A 15,430-nucleotide genomic window follows, 5' to 3' on the forward strand; every position below is an offset into this window, starting at 1 on the left:
GGCGGCCGGCTACCGCCTGCGGTCCTCTTTGGAGGAGGTGGGCGATGTCGGGCGCTGTCCTCGACTTTGCGATCCGGTAGGCCCGTTCCCGTCATCACAGCCATGCACACGGCCCTGGGCGAGGCACCCTTACAGTAACGATCAAGTACACCCATATAGCGCTGACCGATTGAAAGTCTGATCCCGGTTAGTGCTATGTTGCTCGATACTTCTCCTACCTTCATCCTCGACGAGGATCCCATCCCGCAAGCTTCCCAATCTCTTGGGACGCCTAACGATGCCCAGCTTCTCGATGCCTACTCCAACACGGTGATGGGCGTGGTCGACCGAGTCGGCCCGGCCGTGGTGAAGCTCGACATCCAGAAGGGCGGTAAGCCGGCCGGATCGGGTTCCGGCGTCATCCTGTCTCCGGACGGGCTCGTCCTCACCAACAGCCATGTCGCGCAGGGCGCGCCGCGTGTCGCGGTGCAGACCCAGGACGGCCATCGCTTCGATGCCAGGCTGATCGGTGACGATCCCGATACCGATCTGGCGCTCGTGCATATCGAGCAGCCCGTCAGCCTCGCGGCGGCCAGGCTCGGCAATTCGAGCGCGCTGCGCCGCGGGCAGGTCGCGGTGGCGATCGGCAACCCGCTCGGGTTCGAGACGACGGTGACCTCGGGCGTCATTTCAGCGCTCGGCCGTTCGCTGCGTGCCAAGAGCGGAAGGCTGATCGACGACGTCATCCAGACCGACGCCGCGCTCAATCCCGGCAATTCCGGCGGTCCGCTGGTCTCGACGCTGGGTGAAGTGATCGGCATCAACACCGCGGTCATCATGGGAGCCCAGGGCATCTGCTTTGCGGTGGCCTCGAACACGGCAAGCTTCGTGATGGGGCAACTCATCCGGCACGGCCGCGTGCGCCGCGCCTCCATCGGCATTGCCGCGCAGCAGGCGACGATCGCGCGCAGGGTGCAGCTCTCAGCCGGTATCGATCAACCCGCCGGCGTGATGATTTCGGCTGCCGAAACCGGCCAGCCGGCCGATTCGGCAGGCCTGCTGATCGGCGACATCATCGTCGCCCTGGATGGGTACAAGGTGTCCGCAGTGGATGATCTCATCCGGCTGCTCAACGAGGAGCGCATCGGACGCAGCACGCGCTTCGATGTCTTGCGCAACGGAAAGTCCCGCTCCTTCCAGGTTACACCCAGGGAGCGGAAGGGTTCCTGAACAATGCTGGCCGGGCGTACCGAGGGGTGCGCTTTGCCGGTCTCCCTCCTCCATAGGCTAATTCTCGGCAACGAAAGTCGTAGGATTTAAGGCTTTTGGATGATCAGCATTCTTATGTGTACAGGACAATGAGGTAAGTCTAATCGAATGTAGAACTCGTTCTCTCTTCTGTAGGTGTTCAGAGTTTATTCGGCGTGCTCTACGGTTTTAGAATCACGGAGACTGTTGCAATTGAGCTACAGATTTCCTCAGCGGTATGTGATACGTCCAGTTGTAGTGTATAAGGAGCAGCTCGATGAACCGTTTGATTCTCGCGTCGGTTTCCCTGTTGGCGATATCTTCTGCAGCGTTCGCCGCCGACCTCGCCCCCGCTCCTGCTGAGCCCGTGGCACCTGTCGTCGCTACTCCCTACATCTGGACGGGCGTTTATGGCGGTCTTCAGGCAGCCTATAGCTGGTCCTCGTCTGACACCCGCAATTATCATCTCACGGATGGCGTTACCGACTACAAGGGAAGCATCGATGGCGATGGGTTCTCGGGCGGTGGCTATCTTGGTGCAAACTATCAGTTCGCGAACACCAACTTCGTGATCGGCGCTGAAATCGACGCCAAGTTCGGTGCGATCGACGGCCGGGACGACATGGTGGGCGTGGGGCCCTCGGTGGGACGTCCGAATGCCCCGACGAGCACCAGGATCAAGTGGGATGGCGCTGCTCGCCTGCGCATCGGCTATGCGTTTGATCGCTTCCTGCCCTACATCGCAGGCGGTGTTGCCGGCGCAGATTTCCGGTGGCGGCCGTTCTATCCGATCGACCTGTCAGTGCCTCACGACGTGACGATGTGGGGCTGGACCATCGGAGCGGGCCTTGAATATGCCATCACGGACAACCTGATCGCCCGTGTCGAGTATCGCTACACGGACTACGGCGACAAGACCAAGCTGGACTACAAGCCGACCGCAATTGCTGACGGTGGCTATAACGACACCGCCAATCTGAAGACCAACGATATCCGCGTTGGTATCGCCTACAAATTCTGATCTGCCACGTATGGTGGAGGGAAGCCCGGCCATTTGTGCCGGGCTTTTTATATGGCCGGAGGCCGACCGCCTTCAGCAGCAAAGTGGCTGCCTGCGCTGTCAGGCCTTCATCAGCCATTCGTGGTCGGGATCGTTGTGGAATTTCCAGACGCGCTTCGGCCCGGCCATCACGTTGAGATAATAGAGGTCGTAGCCGTGGGCGGCGCCGACCGGATGGTACCCCCTGGGTACCAGTACAACGTCGCGGTCGCCGAAGGACATGGTCTCGTCGAGAGAGCGGTCGTCGGTGTAGACGCGCTGCACGCCATAGCCCTGCGGCGGGTTGAAGCGGTGATAGTAGGTTTCTTCCAGGAGGCTTTCGGCCGGCAGATTGTCCTGATCGTGCTTGTGCGGCGGGTAGCTCGACCAGTTGCCGGAAGGAGTGATGACCTCGACCACCAGAAGGCTCTCGGCAGGCTCCCACTCAGGCAGGATATTGCGGACATGGCGGGTGTTCGATCCCTTGCCTCGCGTCTCCTGGCCCACCTTGTCCGGGCTGATGACACGCGCCGGGAGGGCGCCGGTGCCCGGGGCCGCGCAGACGGCGAGTTCCACGGGTGTCTGCGCCGTCACCTCGTAATGCGACCCGGCCGGCACGTATACCGACCAGGGAGCCGAATCGAAGGGGTTGTCGCGCTCGCCCAGCACGCCGAAATCCTGGCCGCCGGCCGTGATCGAGGCCTTGCCTGCAACGAGCACGAGGCAGACCTCTCTGTCGGCGGTATCCGCGCTCAGCATCGCGCCTGGGGGGAGTTGATGCACTTCGAAGCCCACGTAGGCCCAGCCCGCCGATTCGGGCGTGACCTGATGGATCTTCGAGGAAGTCTTGTCGGGTTTGATGAGCAGCCTGGACATGGAAACCTCTCGGAAGCGCGGACTTTAGCCATATCGGACATTGTGGGATGTGGCCGCGGCGTCCGCTCTTTGAAACGACGTATCTTTGGCAAGGGCAAGGCGGACCGTACGTCCGGTGTCCCGTTCAGGCCAGCCCGGCTTCCGCCAGCACTTTCTTGAGATGGGCGTAGCCGGCCTTGGCATATGTCAGCGGATTGGCCTTCTTGGGATCCTGCTCCGCCTCCACGATCACCCAGCCGGAATAGCCTTGGAGTGCCTTGAAGACGGAGGGGAAGTCGATCATGCCGTCTCCCGGCACGGTGTAGACGCCCTCCAGCACGCTGTCGAGGAAGCTCCAGTCCTCCGCGTCCGAACGTGCCCGCACGGCGGCGCGGACGTCCTTGGTGTGGACGTGGCTGATGCGGTTGCGATACCGGTGGGCAAGGTCGGCAGGGTCCGAGCCGCCCCAGGTTGCGTGGCCGGTGTCGAGCAGGAGATGCACGGCCGGGCCGGTCGAGGCCATGAAATGATCGATGTCGGCACCGGACTGCACGATCGTGCCCATATGATGGTGATAGTCGAGCTGCAGTCCTTCCGCCCTGAGCATTTCTGCGTAGGCCGTGATGCGCCGGCCATATTCCGCCCAGTCTCCATCCGCCAGCCGAGGGCGCCGCGAGAGCGGCCTGGATTTGTCGCCGTGGATGGCGTTCGACGTCTCGGCCACGATGAAGACGCTGGTCCCCATCGCCTTGAGCAGGTCGATATGGGCGCGGGCGGCGGCAAACTCGGCATGTTCGTCGCGCTCGAGCAGTTCGATTGAATGCCAGCCGCCCACGCAGACCAGGCCAAAGGGAGCCAGAGCCGCCTTCAGAGCCTCCGGTTGCCGCGGGAACTTGTTGCCGAGTTCCATGCCCTCGAAGCCGACCTCCCCGGCCTCGGCCAGACAGGTTTCGAGCGGCGTATCGCCTCCGATCTCGGGCATGTCGTCATTCGACCAGCCGATGGGATTGGCGCCGATGCGGATAGGCATGGATGAACTCCTGATACATCACCCCTTGCCGGGGGCGGCCCTCCGGGGCCTTGGTGAAATGAGTGGCGAGCACCGGGATCGCGAAATGGCCAAGCGGATTTGAGCCGCAGCGCCGGGGCCGCTCGAGCTTGGCCCCGTCCGCTCCTGCCCTGCAGGAAAAGTCGATCAATCGCCGATGCTCTGCAGGGTTTTCGACTTCACATAGTTGGCGTGGGCTGCCTCGACCTGGGGTCGCACGGAAACCTCGGGGACGGCGACGTCCCACCAGGCGCCGCCGGCATCCGTGGATTCCAGGGGATCGGTATCGATCACCAGGACCGAGGTACGGCGATGTCCGCGCGCCTCGGTCACGGCGGCTTCCAACTCGGCGAGGCTCCTGACCTTCACCGCGAGGGCGCCAAGACTGGCGGCGTGAGCCGCGAAGTCGATGTCAGGCAACTCCTCGTGGCGCGTGTCGCGCAGGAGATTGTTGAAGCTCTCGCCGCCGGTGGCGCGCTGAAGGCGGTTGATGCACCCGTAACCCCGATTGTCGAGAACGACGATGGTGAGCTTGGCGCCGGCCATGATCGAAGTGGCGATCTCGGAATTGGCCATCAGGTAGGACCCGTCTCCCACCATGACGATGACCTCCCGGTCGGGCTGGGCGAGCTTCACGCCAAGGCCGCCGGCGATTTCGTAGCCCATGCAGGAATAGCCGTATTCCATGTGGTAGCCGCCGGGTGCGCCGGACTGCCAGAGTTTATGCAACTCGCCCGGCAAGCCACCGGCTGCGCAGACCACGATGTCGGAGGATTTGCCAGCGCGCTGCACGGCGCCGATCACCTGCGCGTCGGAGGGCAGTTCGGCATTGCTGGCCTCGGTATAGCGCGCCGCCGTCTTCAGCCAGGCGCCGCGGCTCTCGATCGCCTTCTGCGTCCAGGCGGCCGGCGCCTTCCAGCTGCCGAGGCCCGATGAGAGCAACTCGAGCCCGACCCGGGCGTCGCAGACCAGAGGCTGCGCCTTGTGCTTGCTCGCGTCGAACGGCTGGGTGTTCAGGCCCACGATCCGGTGCTTCTCGCCCTTGAACAGGGCCCATGAACCGGTGGTGAAATCCTGCAGGCGCGTACCGACGGCAAGCACGAGATCGGCTTCCTCCGCCATCTCGTTGGCCGCGCCGGTTCCGGTGACGCCGATGGCGCCCATGCCGAGCGTGTTGTCATGGGCGAGGGCGCTTTTGCCGGCCTGCGTCTCGCCGACGGGAATGCCATGCTTTTCGGCGAACTCCGCCAGGGCCTTTTCCGCCTCGGAATAGAGGGTGCCACCCCCGGTTACGATCACAGGCTTCCTGGCGGCCTTCAGTGCGGCGACCGCGGCGGCGAGTTCGTCTACGTCGGGGCGCTGGCGGCGGGCGGACCAGACACGTTCCTCGAAGAAGGAGGCGGGATAGTCGTAGGCCTCGGCCTGCACGTCCTGGCAGAGGGCCAACGTCACCGGGCCGCACTCGGCCGGATCTGTCAGGACAGTCATGGCGCGCGCCAGGGCAGGGATGATCTGCTCGGGCCGGGTGATGCGATCGAAATAGCGCGAGACGGGGCGGAAGACGTCGTTGGGTGTCACCGTGCCGTCGCCGAAATTCTCGAGCTGTTGGAGCACGGGATCGGGATGGCGATTGGCGAAGACGTCGCCGGGGAGGAGCAGCAGGGGGAGGCGGTTCACATGCGCCACGGCCGCGGCAGTCACCATGTTGGTCGCGCCGGGACCGATAGAGGTGGTGCAGGCCATCACGCGGCGACGGCGCATCGCCTTGGCGTAGGCGGTGGCTGCATGGGCCATCGACTGCTCATTGTGGGCGCGGTAGGTCGGCAGTGCGTCCCGGACCTGGTAAAGCGCCTCGCCCATGCCTGCGACATTGCCGTGCCCGAAGATCGCGAATACGCCGGCAAAGATCGGGACCGTCTGCCCGTCGACAACCGTCTTCTGGGCGATGAGGAAGCGGACCAGGGCCTGGGCCATTGTGAGGCGGATCGTTGCCACGAGTACTCTCCCTGTGATCGAGCCCGGCAACCGTCAAAACGGTTGAGCCATTGGCTTTAAGGTCTTGTTATTTCGGAACTAGATCTAGTTTTCCGGTTGTCTCCCGCCCGCACCATAGCGCGGGAGGTCCTGGGTCGCGAGCGCTATTGCGCCGCCGCCGCGTGGCCTGAGGCTGCCTGCCAGGCACCCACGAGTCTGGCGAATTTGGAAGCCATCGCGTCGATCGCGGCTTCGTCGCTCAGCGCGCCGCGAAGCCACGCTCGGGCGGGTTCGTTGAAGATGGTCCTGCCCACGGCAAAGCCCTTGACCAGGGGCTCGCGCGCGGCGGCGGCGAAAGCGGCCTCGAGGTCCTCCTCCGGGGCCTCCAATCCGAGCAGGACGATGCCGCGGCAGAGCGGATCATTCCGCTCGATCACATCGGCGACCGCCCTCCAGGCCGCGGCAGTCCTGAGGGGCTCGAGCTTCCACCAGTCCGGCTTGATGCCGAGGTCGTACAGACGCTGCACGACACTCGAAACCGTGTCGTCTCTCAGCGGACCGTGCTTGCCGGCGATGATCTCGACGAGCAGTTCGCGGCCCACGGTGCGCGCCGCCGCGTAAAGGCGCAGGAGCTGCCTTTCCTGCTGCTCCTTCAGGTCCTCGGGATCGTCGGGATGGTAGAAGCAAAGGCATTTGATGGTCTGGCCGACCGGCCATTCGATCAGGCTGGTTCCGACATCGCCACCGCCCTCGAATTCGAGCGGCCGGGAGCCCGGCAGTTCCACCGGACGGCCGATCCAGAAGGGATGATCGGCGGCTCGGAACAAAGCCTCCCGACCGTAGATGCCATCGATCAGCATGCCGAAGCCCGGCTGTCCTCCAGCGACCCTTGCAGCCGCTTTCACGGCCAGGACCTTGAAGGCGGAAATCTTTTCGCGAGATGCGCCGGCTTCGTCCGCCATGGCTTCCATCTGGGCGCGGTGATCGATGGCGAAGGCCATCAATCCGTCGGCGGCGGGCCGGCGGGTGGTCGCCCAATGGATATGGTTGATGACCGCATCCTTGCGTAAGGCCCGTTCCTTGCTGCCATTTTCCAGGAAGTACCGAAGTTCCGCGAAGGTCGGTATTTCAGGGGAGCAGAGAAGGCGCGAGACCGCGAAGGCGCCGCTGGCATTGGCATAGGTGCAGGCGGTTTCGAGGGGCTCTCCCCTGAGCCACCCGCGCAGGAAGCCTGACATGAAGGCATCGCCCGCGCCGAGGACGTTGTAGACCTCGACAGGAAAGCCCGGCCCCTTGACGCCGTCGTCCAGGCTGTCGGGGATATCGGCGGGGAAGACGACGCAGCCCATGGGGCCGCGCTTGCAGACGATGGTCGCGCCCGAAATCGCGCGGATGCGGCGCAGCGTCTCGAGCGTATCCTCCGAGCCGCCGGCAATGGCCAGTTCCTCCTCCGTGCCGACGATCAGGTCGCAGTCGGGCAGGATGGTCTGGAGATGGGCCGTGACGTGGTCGGCCCTGATGTAACGCTCCTCACCCGCACCATGGCCGGCGAGGCCCCACAGATTCGGACGGTAATCGACGTCGAAGACCACCTTGCGGCCGTGCTTGCGCGCAAAGGCGATGGCCCGGCGCTGCGCGGCGTCGGTATTCGGCTTGGAGAAATGGGTGCCGGTGACGACGATGGCGGCGGCCGAGGCGACATAGGCCTCGTCGACATCGCTCTCGTCGATTGCCATGTCGGCGCAGTTGTCCCGGTAGAAGATCAGCGGAAATTGCTTTTCATCGCGTACACCGAGCACGACGAGGGCGGTGAGGCGGGCTGGGTCGGTATGGATGCCCGCGGTGTCGACACCCTCGCGTTGCATCTGTTCGCGGATGAAGCGGCCCATGGCCTCGTCGCCCACGCGGGTGATGAAGCCGGATTTCAGGCCGAGCCGGGCCGTACCGATCGCGATATTTGCCGGGCAGCCGCCGACAGCCTTGATGAAGGACGCCATGTCTTCGAGACGGCCACCGATCTGCTGGCCGTAGAGATCCACCGAGGCGCGGCCGATGGTGATGACATCGAGTGTGGGTGTGCTCATCCGTGACCTCCAGACATGCCGCCGATCGTTCGGCCTCCCACACCGGTGGCGGGGAGGGCCAGGATATCGCCAGCCAAACGCTTCCTCGTCGCAACGAGCCATGGTGGAATCGCTGCGCTGTTGTTGTTGTCGCGGAGGGTTGGGGTCACACCGATTCAGGCCCGGCGCGTCCTTGCCTCGCGCTCCAAAAATGAAACATATATTCTATTGTGTTGTCAATATAGAATAAAAATGCCATATTTTGGAACGAAGCAAGAGGTCGATGCGCGGCGGGTCAAAAGGGCTAAATCGCCCTTTGAAGAGCTGCGCTGACGTCTATGCTCACGACATGATCTTATGCCCGATTGTCGGGCCAAGCACGAACAATGGGGAGAGAAATGGTTCGTCTCGCAGTTCTCGGGGCCGGGCGTATCGGCAAGATCCACGGCCGCAACGCCTCGCTTCATCCGCAGGCCAAACTGGTATCGGTCTCCGATCCGCACCAGCCCTCCGCGGAGGCTCTCGCCGCCGAAACAGGCGCCGCCGTGCGTTCCATGGAGGAGGCGATCGATTCTACCGACGTCGACGCAGTTCTGATCTGCACGCCCACCACGACTCACGCCGATTTCATCGAGAAGGCGGCCAAGGCCGGCAAGGCGGTTTTCTGTGAGAAGCCGGTGGACTTGTCATCGGACCGGATCCGGGCCTGTCTTTCCGAGGTTGCGAAGACCGGCAAGCCCCTGATGATCGGCTTCAATCGCCGCTTCGATCCCAATTTCGCCAATCTCAAGCAGCGCATCGTCGACGGCGCGATCGGTGACGTGGAACTCCTCACCATCATCTCGCGCGATCCGGCGCCGCCGCCCGTTTCCTATATCGAGACGTCGGGCGGCCTTTTCCGCGACATGATGATTCACGATCTCGATCTTGCCCGGTTCCTCCTGGCCGAGGATCCGGTCGAGGTCCATGCCGTGGCCTCTGCCCTGGTCGATCCGGCCATCGGCAAGGCCGGCGACGTCGATACCGCGGCCGTGCTGCTCAAGACCGCCTCGGGCAAGATCGCGCAGATCTCCAATTCACGCCGCGCCACCTATGGCTACGATCAGCGCATCGAGGTGCATGGCTCCAAGGGCCTGATCCGCGCTCACAACGTGCCGCGCACGACGGTGGAGGTGGCGACGGGAGCCGGCTTCCTGGCCGATCCCATCCAGGATTTCTTCCTTGAGCGCTATGCGGAGGCCTATCGGTTGGAGATGGCCGCCTTCCTCGATGCGATTGCAGCCGGCAAGGCGCCCAATCCCTCGGGCGAGGATGGTCTGAAGGCCCAGATCCTGGCCGATGCCGCCACCGAATCCGCCAGGACGGGCCAAGCCGTCAGGCTGTAGGGCGGGCCTTTCCTCCAGTCAGCAGGGCAAGATGGACGATGACAGGACCTGAGTGCCGGTCAGTCGCGGCCCTTGCGTTCGGCGGTGCCTACGGCGAGGGTCATCGCCAGGGCGAACGTCGCCGCCAGGGAGCGGAAGGCGCCATGATCGGCCTCCTCGACATCCAGGCGGATCCTCGCGAGGCGAGCGAGCGGGCTGGAGGGACTGTCCGTTATCGCCACCACCGGGTTTCCACGCTGTACCGCCAGCGTGGCAAGCTGCACGGTGTCGGGCGAATAGGGGGCGTAGGAGATCGCCAGCACTACGTCCCGCGGGCCGGCAAGGCCGATCTGTTCGCGACCGAGCTGGCCGACATGGTCGACGAGGGCGCAGCGTTGGCCGAGATTGCCGAAGGCATAGGCGAGGTAGGCCGCCACGGGGAAAAGCCGCCGCGCCGCAAGCAGGTGGATGATCTCCGCGCCCGCGAGCAATTCGATGGCGTCATCCATCTTGGCAGTATCGGCGGAGGCGCGCAGCCGCTCGATCGACAGATTCGCGGCGTCGGCAAATCCATTGAGCAGCGGGCCGGAGAGCGAGCCGGCGTTGGTGTCGGTGCGCAGCAAGGCGACGCGCTGACGGTAGTCGGGAAAGCGCTCCTTCAGGCGCGCGAGGAATACCTGTTGCAGATCCGAGAAGCCGGCATATCCCAGCGTCTTGGCGAAGCGCACCAGGGTGGATGCCTGGACGCCCGCGTTCTCGGCGACCGATGCGGCAGTCCCGAGCGCGATCTCATCCGGATGCTCCCTTGCGAAATGGGCTACCTGCCGCAGACGCTTCGGCAATTGCTCGACCCTCTCGGCGAGACGCGCCGAAAAGTCGGCAAAATCGCGCGTATCGTCTTCAGCCATCCAAGTGCCCCGTTACCGAAACGGAGCAACGCCGTTGCCGCTCCGCAAGTCTCGCGCGGCGTCTATGGAGAGAGTCGATCCCATGCCCGGCGCCCGGCCGCATGCAAAGGTTGCGGCAGGTCCGAGGCTAGCGCAAGCCCCGCTGCCGTGAAATTCATCGGATCGGCAGCAGCGTGCAGCCGTTCAGTACTTTCGGGTGAGCGGGCCGGATTGGTCGGCTCCCGATCCATCGTCGTCCCTGTTGCGGGATCGCATGGAGGGATGGCGCCGATTGCGGAGGCGCTGGGCCTGTGGATCGTAGAAGCGGGCGATGAGCGCCGCGATGAAGCCAGTAAAAAGCATGGCAGTTGCCCCTCGGCTTCCGGCCGTGGGTGGCCGGGGAGCCTCGTTCGGATAAGTTATCTTCGCCCGGCCGGTTCGGCCGGTCGTTCAAAGACGAATCGATCTGCGTCGATTTTGGTGCGCTGCAGCATACAACAAAGTCGTGCTGCAGTGCACAATGAAATGGAATGACGGCCATACCAAGGCGGTATGCCACCGTCCCATGACCAAGAGTTGATCATTTGAGGGCAGGAACGCGCCATGAGTGGAACGGAAGGAAAGGGGCTGGGTGTCGGCCTCGTCGGCACGGGTTACATGGGCAAATGTCATGCGCTGGCCTGGAATGCGGTAGCCTCGACATTTGGCGATGTCGAGCGGCCGCGCCTCGTCGCGTTGGCCGAGGCCTCGGCGGATCTTGCGCACGCCAAGGCCGCCGAACTGGGTTTCGCCGCAGCGACCGGCGACTGGCGCGATCTCCTGGCCAATCCTGAGGTCGATGTCGTCTCCATTACGACGCCCAACCGCTTCCATGCGGAGATGGCGATCGAGGCCCTAAAGGCGGGCAAGCATGTCTGGTGCGAGAAGCCGATGGCGCCGCGGTTGCGGGAAGCCGAGGCGATGCATGCAGCCTGGCGCGAGAGCGGCAGGGTCGCCGTCCTTGGCTTCAACTACATCCAGAATCCGGTCGTGCGCCTGATCCGCAAGCTGATCGGGGAGGGGGCGATCGGCACGGTCAACCACGTTCGCATGGAGATGGACGAGGACTTCATGGCCGATTCCGAGGCGCCTTTCGCCATGCGCAACGAGGCGAGCGCGGGTTATGGGGCGCTCGACGATTTCGCCGTGCATCCCCTCAGCCTTCTGCGGTTCGTGCTCGGCGGGGTGAGCGAGGTCTTCGGGGAGATGTCGCGCCCCTACCCGAACCGGCCGGACGGCAAGGGAGGGCGCCGTGCCATCGAGAATTACGACATCGCGACCGCCCTGTTGCGGCTCGACAACGGCGCCTCCGGCGTATTGACGGTGAATCGCGCTGCCTGGGGGCGCAAGGGGCGCATCCAGTTGCAGATCTTCGGGCACGAGGGCAGCATCGTCTTCGATCAGGAGCGCTTCAACGAAGTGCAGCTCTTCACGCGGGAGGGCACGGAGGAGACGCAGGGCTTCAGAACCATCCTCGCCGCGCCGGTGCACGGGCCCTATGACCGCTTCATTCCAGCGCCCGGCCACGGCCTCGGCTTCAACGATCTCAAGGTGATCGAATGCCGCGAATTGGTTGGGCGAATCAAGGGCGAGAAGGCCTCGATCTTCGATTTCGACGATGGACTCGCCATCGAGAAAACGGTGCATGCAATAGCCGACAGCTTCGCCGGAGGCGGCTGGGTGAAGGTCGGATGACAAAAAGGCCGCGGGTAGCACCCGCGGCCTCGAAACATTCTCAAGCCTTGCGTGTGGGCTCAGCTCAGCCCTTCAGCCGCTTGTTGCATTCGCTGTAGTAGCCGCCGCCTTTCTGGATCCACTTCAAGCCGCCATTGCCGTTATTGGCCTTGTTGGCGTTGTACTGGTCGAGGCAGGTATGCATGCGCTGCTTGCCGGCCGACTCGGTGGAGTATTTGGGCGATACGGCTGTCGGGAACACGGCACCGCCCGTCGTGGCGGTGGGTGCCGCCGGCTTGGGCTTGGCCGCCGTGGTCGTCGGAGCGGGAGCGGCGGGAGCAGCCGGTGCGGGAGCGGCAGGAGCCGCGGCAGGCGTCGCGTCAGCGCCGCACTGGGCCTTGCGGAAATCGTTCCAGCTCATGCCGTTGAGCATATTGCCCGACTTGGCCGCTTCGTACTTGGTGCTGCACTCCTTCATCGTAAGTGCGCTGGCGGGGGCCGCGAAGGCCATGGCGCCGGCGAGTGCCAGCCCGGTAGCGATGATGGCTGAACGAATCATCTGGTAACTCCCTCTCTCTCGGCGGACCATGTCCGCCGCCGACTCTTGGATAAACCCTCGGCCGGGATGCCTATTTCTGCGATTAGGATTGCGGCGAAGGTACGGCACGAACCGGTAATAGACTGAGTCTGCGAAAGAAAAAAGCGGAACCTGGGCGTAGAGGGACAAGTTTCCGTTTCGGGCAAAGCTTGCCGGGCATGCTCGCCCGGCGTGCAATTCATGAACATGTCATAGTTTATGGCGTTTTTCGCCGTAACGTCAGTAAGTATAGGATCTGTCGTTTTTCAGAAGGGTTTAGCCTGCAGGCTGCGCGGCACGGCGCCTACGAAACATTGCAACAGGGGAGCCCTGATGTATGGACTGCCGGACATATTCATAGCCACATTTGAGCGCGACCCGTTGTGAGTGAATATTATCGGGACTCGTCATGCAATTGGTATGTGGAATATCAATATGGCCATCGAACCAGCTTAGGACCATCTTTGCTGCTTCCGTGGCATAACCTTTACCTTGGTTGGCGCTCGTGATGCTGTAGCCGAGTTCCGGGGTGCCACGGAATTCGGGCTCGATGTCACGCTCGAAGTTCTGAATGCCCACCTCTCCGACGAAATGCCCGGTCGCCTTCTCCAGGACGACCCAGAAGCCGAAGCCGAGCCACTGCCAATGCCCCCCGTAGCGAAGGATGCGGGTCCACACTTCCTCCCGGGGATAGGGGGATTTGCGGATGTATCGCAGGACTGCGGGCTCGGACCACATCGCCGTGCAGGGTTCCAGATCTCCGGGTCCGTGTGCGCGAAGTATGAGGCGCGGCGTCTCGAGAGTCGGTGGAACGGAGAATGCCGACAGTCGGGGCATGGGTGAACTTTCCTCGATCTCAAATGGTGGATCGGTATTCATGGTAGCGCCCGGCGGAGCTTTTGGGCCCGTTGCCGAGTGGGGGGAGGTGACGTCGACGAGGGAGGCGATAGTCCTGTTCCTTGTTCAAGAAGCTTCACGGATGTGGTTGCGATATGCCCGCATGGTAGCCATGCACTCTCATCGCTACCGGACGGAGCGGCGCCTCTCTATATTGCACTGCAACAAACAATGGATTTGAGAGAAAGATCATGATCTTCGCGAGCCTTATTGCCGCTCTGCGCGCCCGCTACCAGGCCTACCGGGCCTACCAGAATCGTCTGGCTGCCTATCAGATGCTCACCGACAAGGATCTTGCCGAGATCGGCTTCAGCCGCGGCGATATTCCTGACCTCGCCCGGCATGGCTGACACCTTCGCTGGCTTCCCGTGAGAAATAGAAACGAGCCCGGACGCTTGGTTGCGTGCCGGGCTTTTATTTTGCCTGATATGCGCGCGGGGAGCTGTGCGGCGTGGTACGCCGCCACAATCGGACGACGGAACGATCTCCGTCCTTCTCTGCATAATGCGCTCCCCCAGAGGGCTGCGGATACTGCTCCAAGCATCCCCATCTCAGCGTGACGCGGGTGTTATATCGGAGGCGGAGGCCGCATGACAGATGGTTGGCGTGCCGTTGGGAGCGGTGCCAGCCCGCCTTGCTCCTTCGCACTTGATTCGCAGCCACCTGCGGCGAGACGGCAGTTGTTTCCTCTGACAATTTCCACCTATTATCCGCCTGCGTGCCGCGTTGCACGCGCCTGGTCCGGGCTTGTTCCAGCCGATCGTCAAGAATCGGAACCTGTTCCGCGGCAGAGAGATAGTTGAGGAAATGACCGGCCCGGCCGGTACCGAGGAACGGACCTAAGACTGTGACAAGTGCGGCGACGCGATCCCAGCCCGTCATTTGCGTGGGCACGACCACCCTGGACCAGGTGCTTGAAATCGAGGAGATGCCCAAGCAGGCCATAAAGATCCCGGCCCTCCGCCATGCCAAGCGCGGTGGCGGACCGGCGGCGACGGCGGCTGTGGCGTGCGCGGTTCTGGACCGGCCGGCGGAACTGTGGAGCCGCATGGGAGCCGATCCGGAGAGCGAGTTCCTGCGCGAGAGATTGCATCATCACGGCGTGGGCCTGGCCGGAACCCTTTTCGAAGACGGTGCGGACACCGTCACGGCGGTGGTCATCGTCGATCGCAAGGGCGAGCGCTTCATCGTCGGCTATGGTCACGGCTCCCTGCCATGCTCGGCGGCGCATCTGCCGCTTGGCGACGTAAAAAAAGCCGGTGCAATCCTTGCCGACGTGAGCTGGTTCGAAGGAGCGGCGGCGGCGCTGGACGCCGCTCGCGCTGCCAACGTGGCTTCAGTGCTCGATGCGGAGGGGATCGAACCCGACAAGCTGTTCGATCTTGCCCGCCGTTCCAGTCTCCCGGTCTTCTCGGAGGACGGCTTCGCGCTGATGAGCGGGGGAGCTGAGCCGGACGCGGCGAGCTGCCAGGCCCTGGCGGAGCGGCTCGGCGGTACGATCGGCGTAACCCTCGGGTCAGAGGGGTCGATCTGGTGGACAGACGGCCGCCTCGCCCATGTTCCAGCCCTGCGTGTCACCGTGCAGGACACGACCGGTGCAGGCGACGTGTTCCACGGTGCCCTGGCGGCGGCGCTCGCCGACAGGCGCCCGCTGCTGCAGGCGGCTCGATTTGCCAGCGCGGCGGCAAGCCTCAAATGCGAGCTCGGCAATGGCTGGGACGGGATGCCTGGCCGCGATGCCGTCGAGCAAGCCATGGCGCGGCTGGGCTGACCGCGCGCATTGTCG

The 15,430-nt window shown here is 63.8% G+C and carries 14 protein-coding genes; 6 read left to right on the forward strand and 8 right to left on the reverse strand.

What is annotated here, in order from left to right; genetic code table 11:
* The first annotated feature begins 198 nt into the window (after positions 1 to 198).
* Positions 199 to 1,209 carry a S1C family serine protease gene (locus AC6H34_RS21215; RefSeq protein WP_497541253.1) on the forward strand — a complete coding sequence of 337 codons (1,011 nt, stop codon included), beginning with the start codon at positions 199 to 201 and terminating at the stop codon, positions 1,207 to 1,209.
* Positions 1,210 to 1,504: 295 nt separating this feature from the next.
* Positions 1,505 to 2,248, forward strand: a complete 744-nt coding sequence (locus AC6H34_RS21220) for an outer membrane protein (protein WP_448146944.1) — start codon at positions 1,505 to 1,507, stop codon at positions 2,246 to 2,248.
* Between the two features lie 99 nt (positions 2,249 to 2,347).
* On the opposite strand, the gene iolB is transcribed toward AC6H34_RS21220, so the two are convergent.
* From iolB to AC6H34_RS21240, 4 genes are all read right to left on the reverse strand, one after another.
* Entirely contained in the window at positions 2,348 to 3,142 is a 795-nt protein-coding gene (gene iolB / locus AC6H34_RS21225) for a 5-deoxy-glucuronate isomerase (protein WP_497540127.1), read from the reverse strand.
* A gap of 124 nt (positions 3,143 to 3,266) precedes the next feature.
* Entirely contained in the window at positions 3,267 to 4,151 is an 885-nt protein-coding gene (gene iolE, locus AC6H34_RS21230) for a myo-inosose-2 dehydratase (protein ID WP_497540128.1), read from the reverse strand.
* Positions 4,152 to 4,316: 165 nt separating this feature from the next.
* On the reverse strand, positions 4,317 to 6,143 hold the full coding sequence (iolD, locus tag AC6H34_RS21235) for a 3D-(3,5/4)-trihydroxycyclohexane-1,2-dione acylhydrolase (decyclizing) (protein ID WP_497541254.1): 1,827 nt from the start codon (positions 6,141 to 6,143) through the stop codon (positions 4,317 to 4,319).
* Positions 6,144 to 6,307: 164 nt separating this feature from the next.
* A complete protein-coding gene (locus tag AC6H34_RS21240) occupies positions 6,308 to 8,227 on the reverse strand; it encodes a bifunctional 5-dehydro-2-deoxygluconokinase/5-dehydro-2-deoxyphosphogluconate aldolase (RefSeq protein WP_497540129.1) in 1,920 nt (639 codons plus the stop codon).
* A gap of 377 nt (positions 8,228 to 8,604) precedes the next feature.
* Between AC6H34_RS21240 and iolG the strand changes: the two genes are divergently transcribed.
* The gene (iolG, locus tag AC6H34_RS21245; RefSeq protein WP_448146948.1) at positions 8,605 to 9,591 is read left to right on the forward strand and encodes an inositol 2-dehydrogenase; all 987 of its coding nucleotides are present in this window, start codon (positions 8,605 to 8,607) and stop codon (positions 9,589 to 9,591) included.
* Between the two features lie 59 nt (positions 9,592 to 9,650).
* Here the strand turns inward: iolG and AC6H34_RS21250 are convergent, their stop codons facing one another.
* Both AC6H34_RS21250 and AC6H34_RS21255 read right to left on the reverse strand, forming a co-directional pair.
* The gene (locus tag AC6H34_RS21250; protein WP_448146949.1) at positions 9,651 to 10,478 is read right to left on the reverse strand and encodes a MurR/RpiR family transcriptional regulator; all 828 of its coding nucleotides are present in this window, start codon (positions 10,476 to 10,478) and stop codon (positions 9,651 to 9,653) included.
* 183 nt (positions 10,479 to 10,661) lie between these two features.
* Positions 10,662 to 10,820: a hypothetical protein gene (locus AC6H34_RS21255; RefSeq protein ID WP_448146950.1), complete on the reverse strand. Its 159-nt coding sequence runs from the start codon at positions 10,818 to 10,820 to the stop codon at positions 10,662 to 10,664.
* 240 nt (positions 10,821 to 11,060) lie between these two features.
* Between AC6H34_RS21255 and AC6H34_RS21260 the strand changes: the two genes are divergently transcribed.
* Entirely contained in the window at positions 11,061 to 12,191 is a 1,131-nt protein-coding gene (locus AC6H34_RS21260; protein ID WP_448146951.1) for a Gfo/Idh/MocA family protein, read from the forward strand.
* Between the two features lie 64 nt (positions 12,192 to 12,255).
* On the opposite strand, the gene AC6H34_RS21265 is transcribed toward AC6H34_RS21260, so the two are convergent.
* Both AC6H34_RS21265 and AC6H34_RS21270 read right to left on the reverse strand, forming a co-directional pair.
* Positions 12,256 to 12,729: a hypothetical protein gene (locus tag AC6H34_RS21265; RefSeq protein ID WP_497540130.1), complete on the reverse strand. Its 474-nt coding sequence runs from the start codon at positions 12,727 to 12,729 to the stop codon at positions 12,256 to 12,258.
* A 294-nt stretch (positions 12,730 to 13,023) separates the two neighbouring features.
* The gene (locus tag AC6H34_RS21270) at positions 13,024 to 13,626 is read right to left on the reverse strand and encodes a GNAT family N-acetyltransferase (protein ID WP_448146953.1); all 603 of its coding nucleotides are present in this window, start codon (positions 13,624 to 13,626) and stop codon (positions 13,024 to 13,026) included.
* A 209-nt stretch (positions 13,627 to 13,835) separates the two neighbouring features.
* Between AC6H34_RS21270 and AC6H34_RS21275 the strand changes: the two genes are divergently transcribed.
* On the forward strand, positions 13,836 to 13,994 hold the full coding sequence (locus tag AC6H34_RS21275) for a hypothetical protein (RefSeq protein WP_413988376.1): 159 nt from the start codon (positions 13,836 to 13,838) through the stop codon (positions 13,992 to 13,994).
* 536 nt (positions 13,995 to 14,530) lie between these two features.
* Complete coding sequence (locus AC6H34_RS21280; protein ID WP_448146954.1) at positions 14,531 to 15,415, forward strand: PfkB family carbohydrate kinase; 885 nt, start codon at positions 14,531 to 14,533, stop codon at positions 15,413 to 15,415.
* Positions 15,416 to 15,430: the final 15 nt, after the last annotated feature.

It is taken from the genome of Labrys sp. ALF-8, from assembly GCF_059699065.1.

Excerpts from the sequence above, each read along its gene's own strand:
- AC6H34_RS21260 (WP_448146951.1), top strand. The coding sequence starts at position 11,061 with ATGAGTGGAACGGAAGGAAAGGGGCTGGGTGTCGGCCTCGTCGGCACG.
- AC6H34_RS21270 (WP_448146953.1), bottom strand. The coding sequence starts at position 13,626 with ATGAATACCGATCCACCATTTGAGATCGAGGAAAGTTCACCCATGCCC.
- AC6H34_RS21255 (WP_448146950.1), bottom strand. The coding sequence starts at position 10,820 with ATGCTTTTTACTGGCTTCATCGCGGCGCTCATCGCCCGCTTCTACGAT.
- iolB (WP_497540127.1), bottom strand. The coding sequence starts at position 3,142 with ATGTCCAGGCTGCTCATCAAACCCGACAAGACTTCCTCGAAGATCCAT.
- iolG (WP_448146948.1), top strand. The coding sequence starts at position 8,605 with ATGGTTCGTCTCGCAGTTCTCGGGGCCGGGCGTATCGGCAAGATCCAC.
- AC6H34_RS21220 (WP_448146944.1), top strand. The coding sequence starts at position 1,505 with ATGAACCGTTTGATTCTCGCGTCGGTTTCCCTGTTGGCGATATCTTCT.
- iolD (WP_497541254.1), bottom strand. The coding sequence starts at position 6,143 with ATGGCCCAGGCCCTGGTCCGCTTCCTCATCGCCCAGAAGACGGTTGTC.
- AC6H34_RS21275 (WP_413988376.1), top strand. The coding sequence starts at position 13,836 with ATGATCTTCGCGAGCCTTATTGCCGCTCTGCGCGCCCGCTACCAGGCC.
- AC6H34_RS21240 (WP_497540129.1), bottom strand. The coding sequence starts at position 8,227 with ATGAGCACACCCACACTCGATGTCATCACCATCGGCCGCGCCTCGGTG.
- AC6H34_RS21250 (WP_448146949.1), bottom strand. The coding sequence starts at position 10,478 with ATGGCTGAAGACGATACGCGCGATTTTGCCGACTTTTCGGCGCGTCTC.
- iolE (WP_497540128.1), bottom strand. The coding sequence starts at position 4,151 with ATGCCTATCCGCATCGGCGCCAATCCCATCGGCTGGTCGAATGACGAC.
- AC6H34_RS21265 (WP_497540130.1), bottom strand. The coding sequence starts at position 12,729 with ATGATTCGTTCAGCCATCATCGCTACCGGGCTGGCACTCGCCGGCGCC.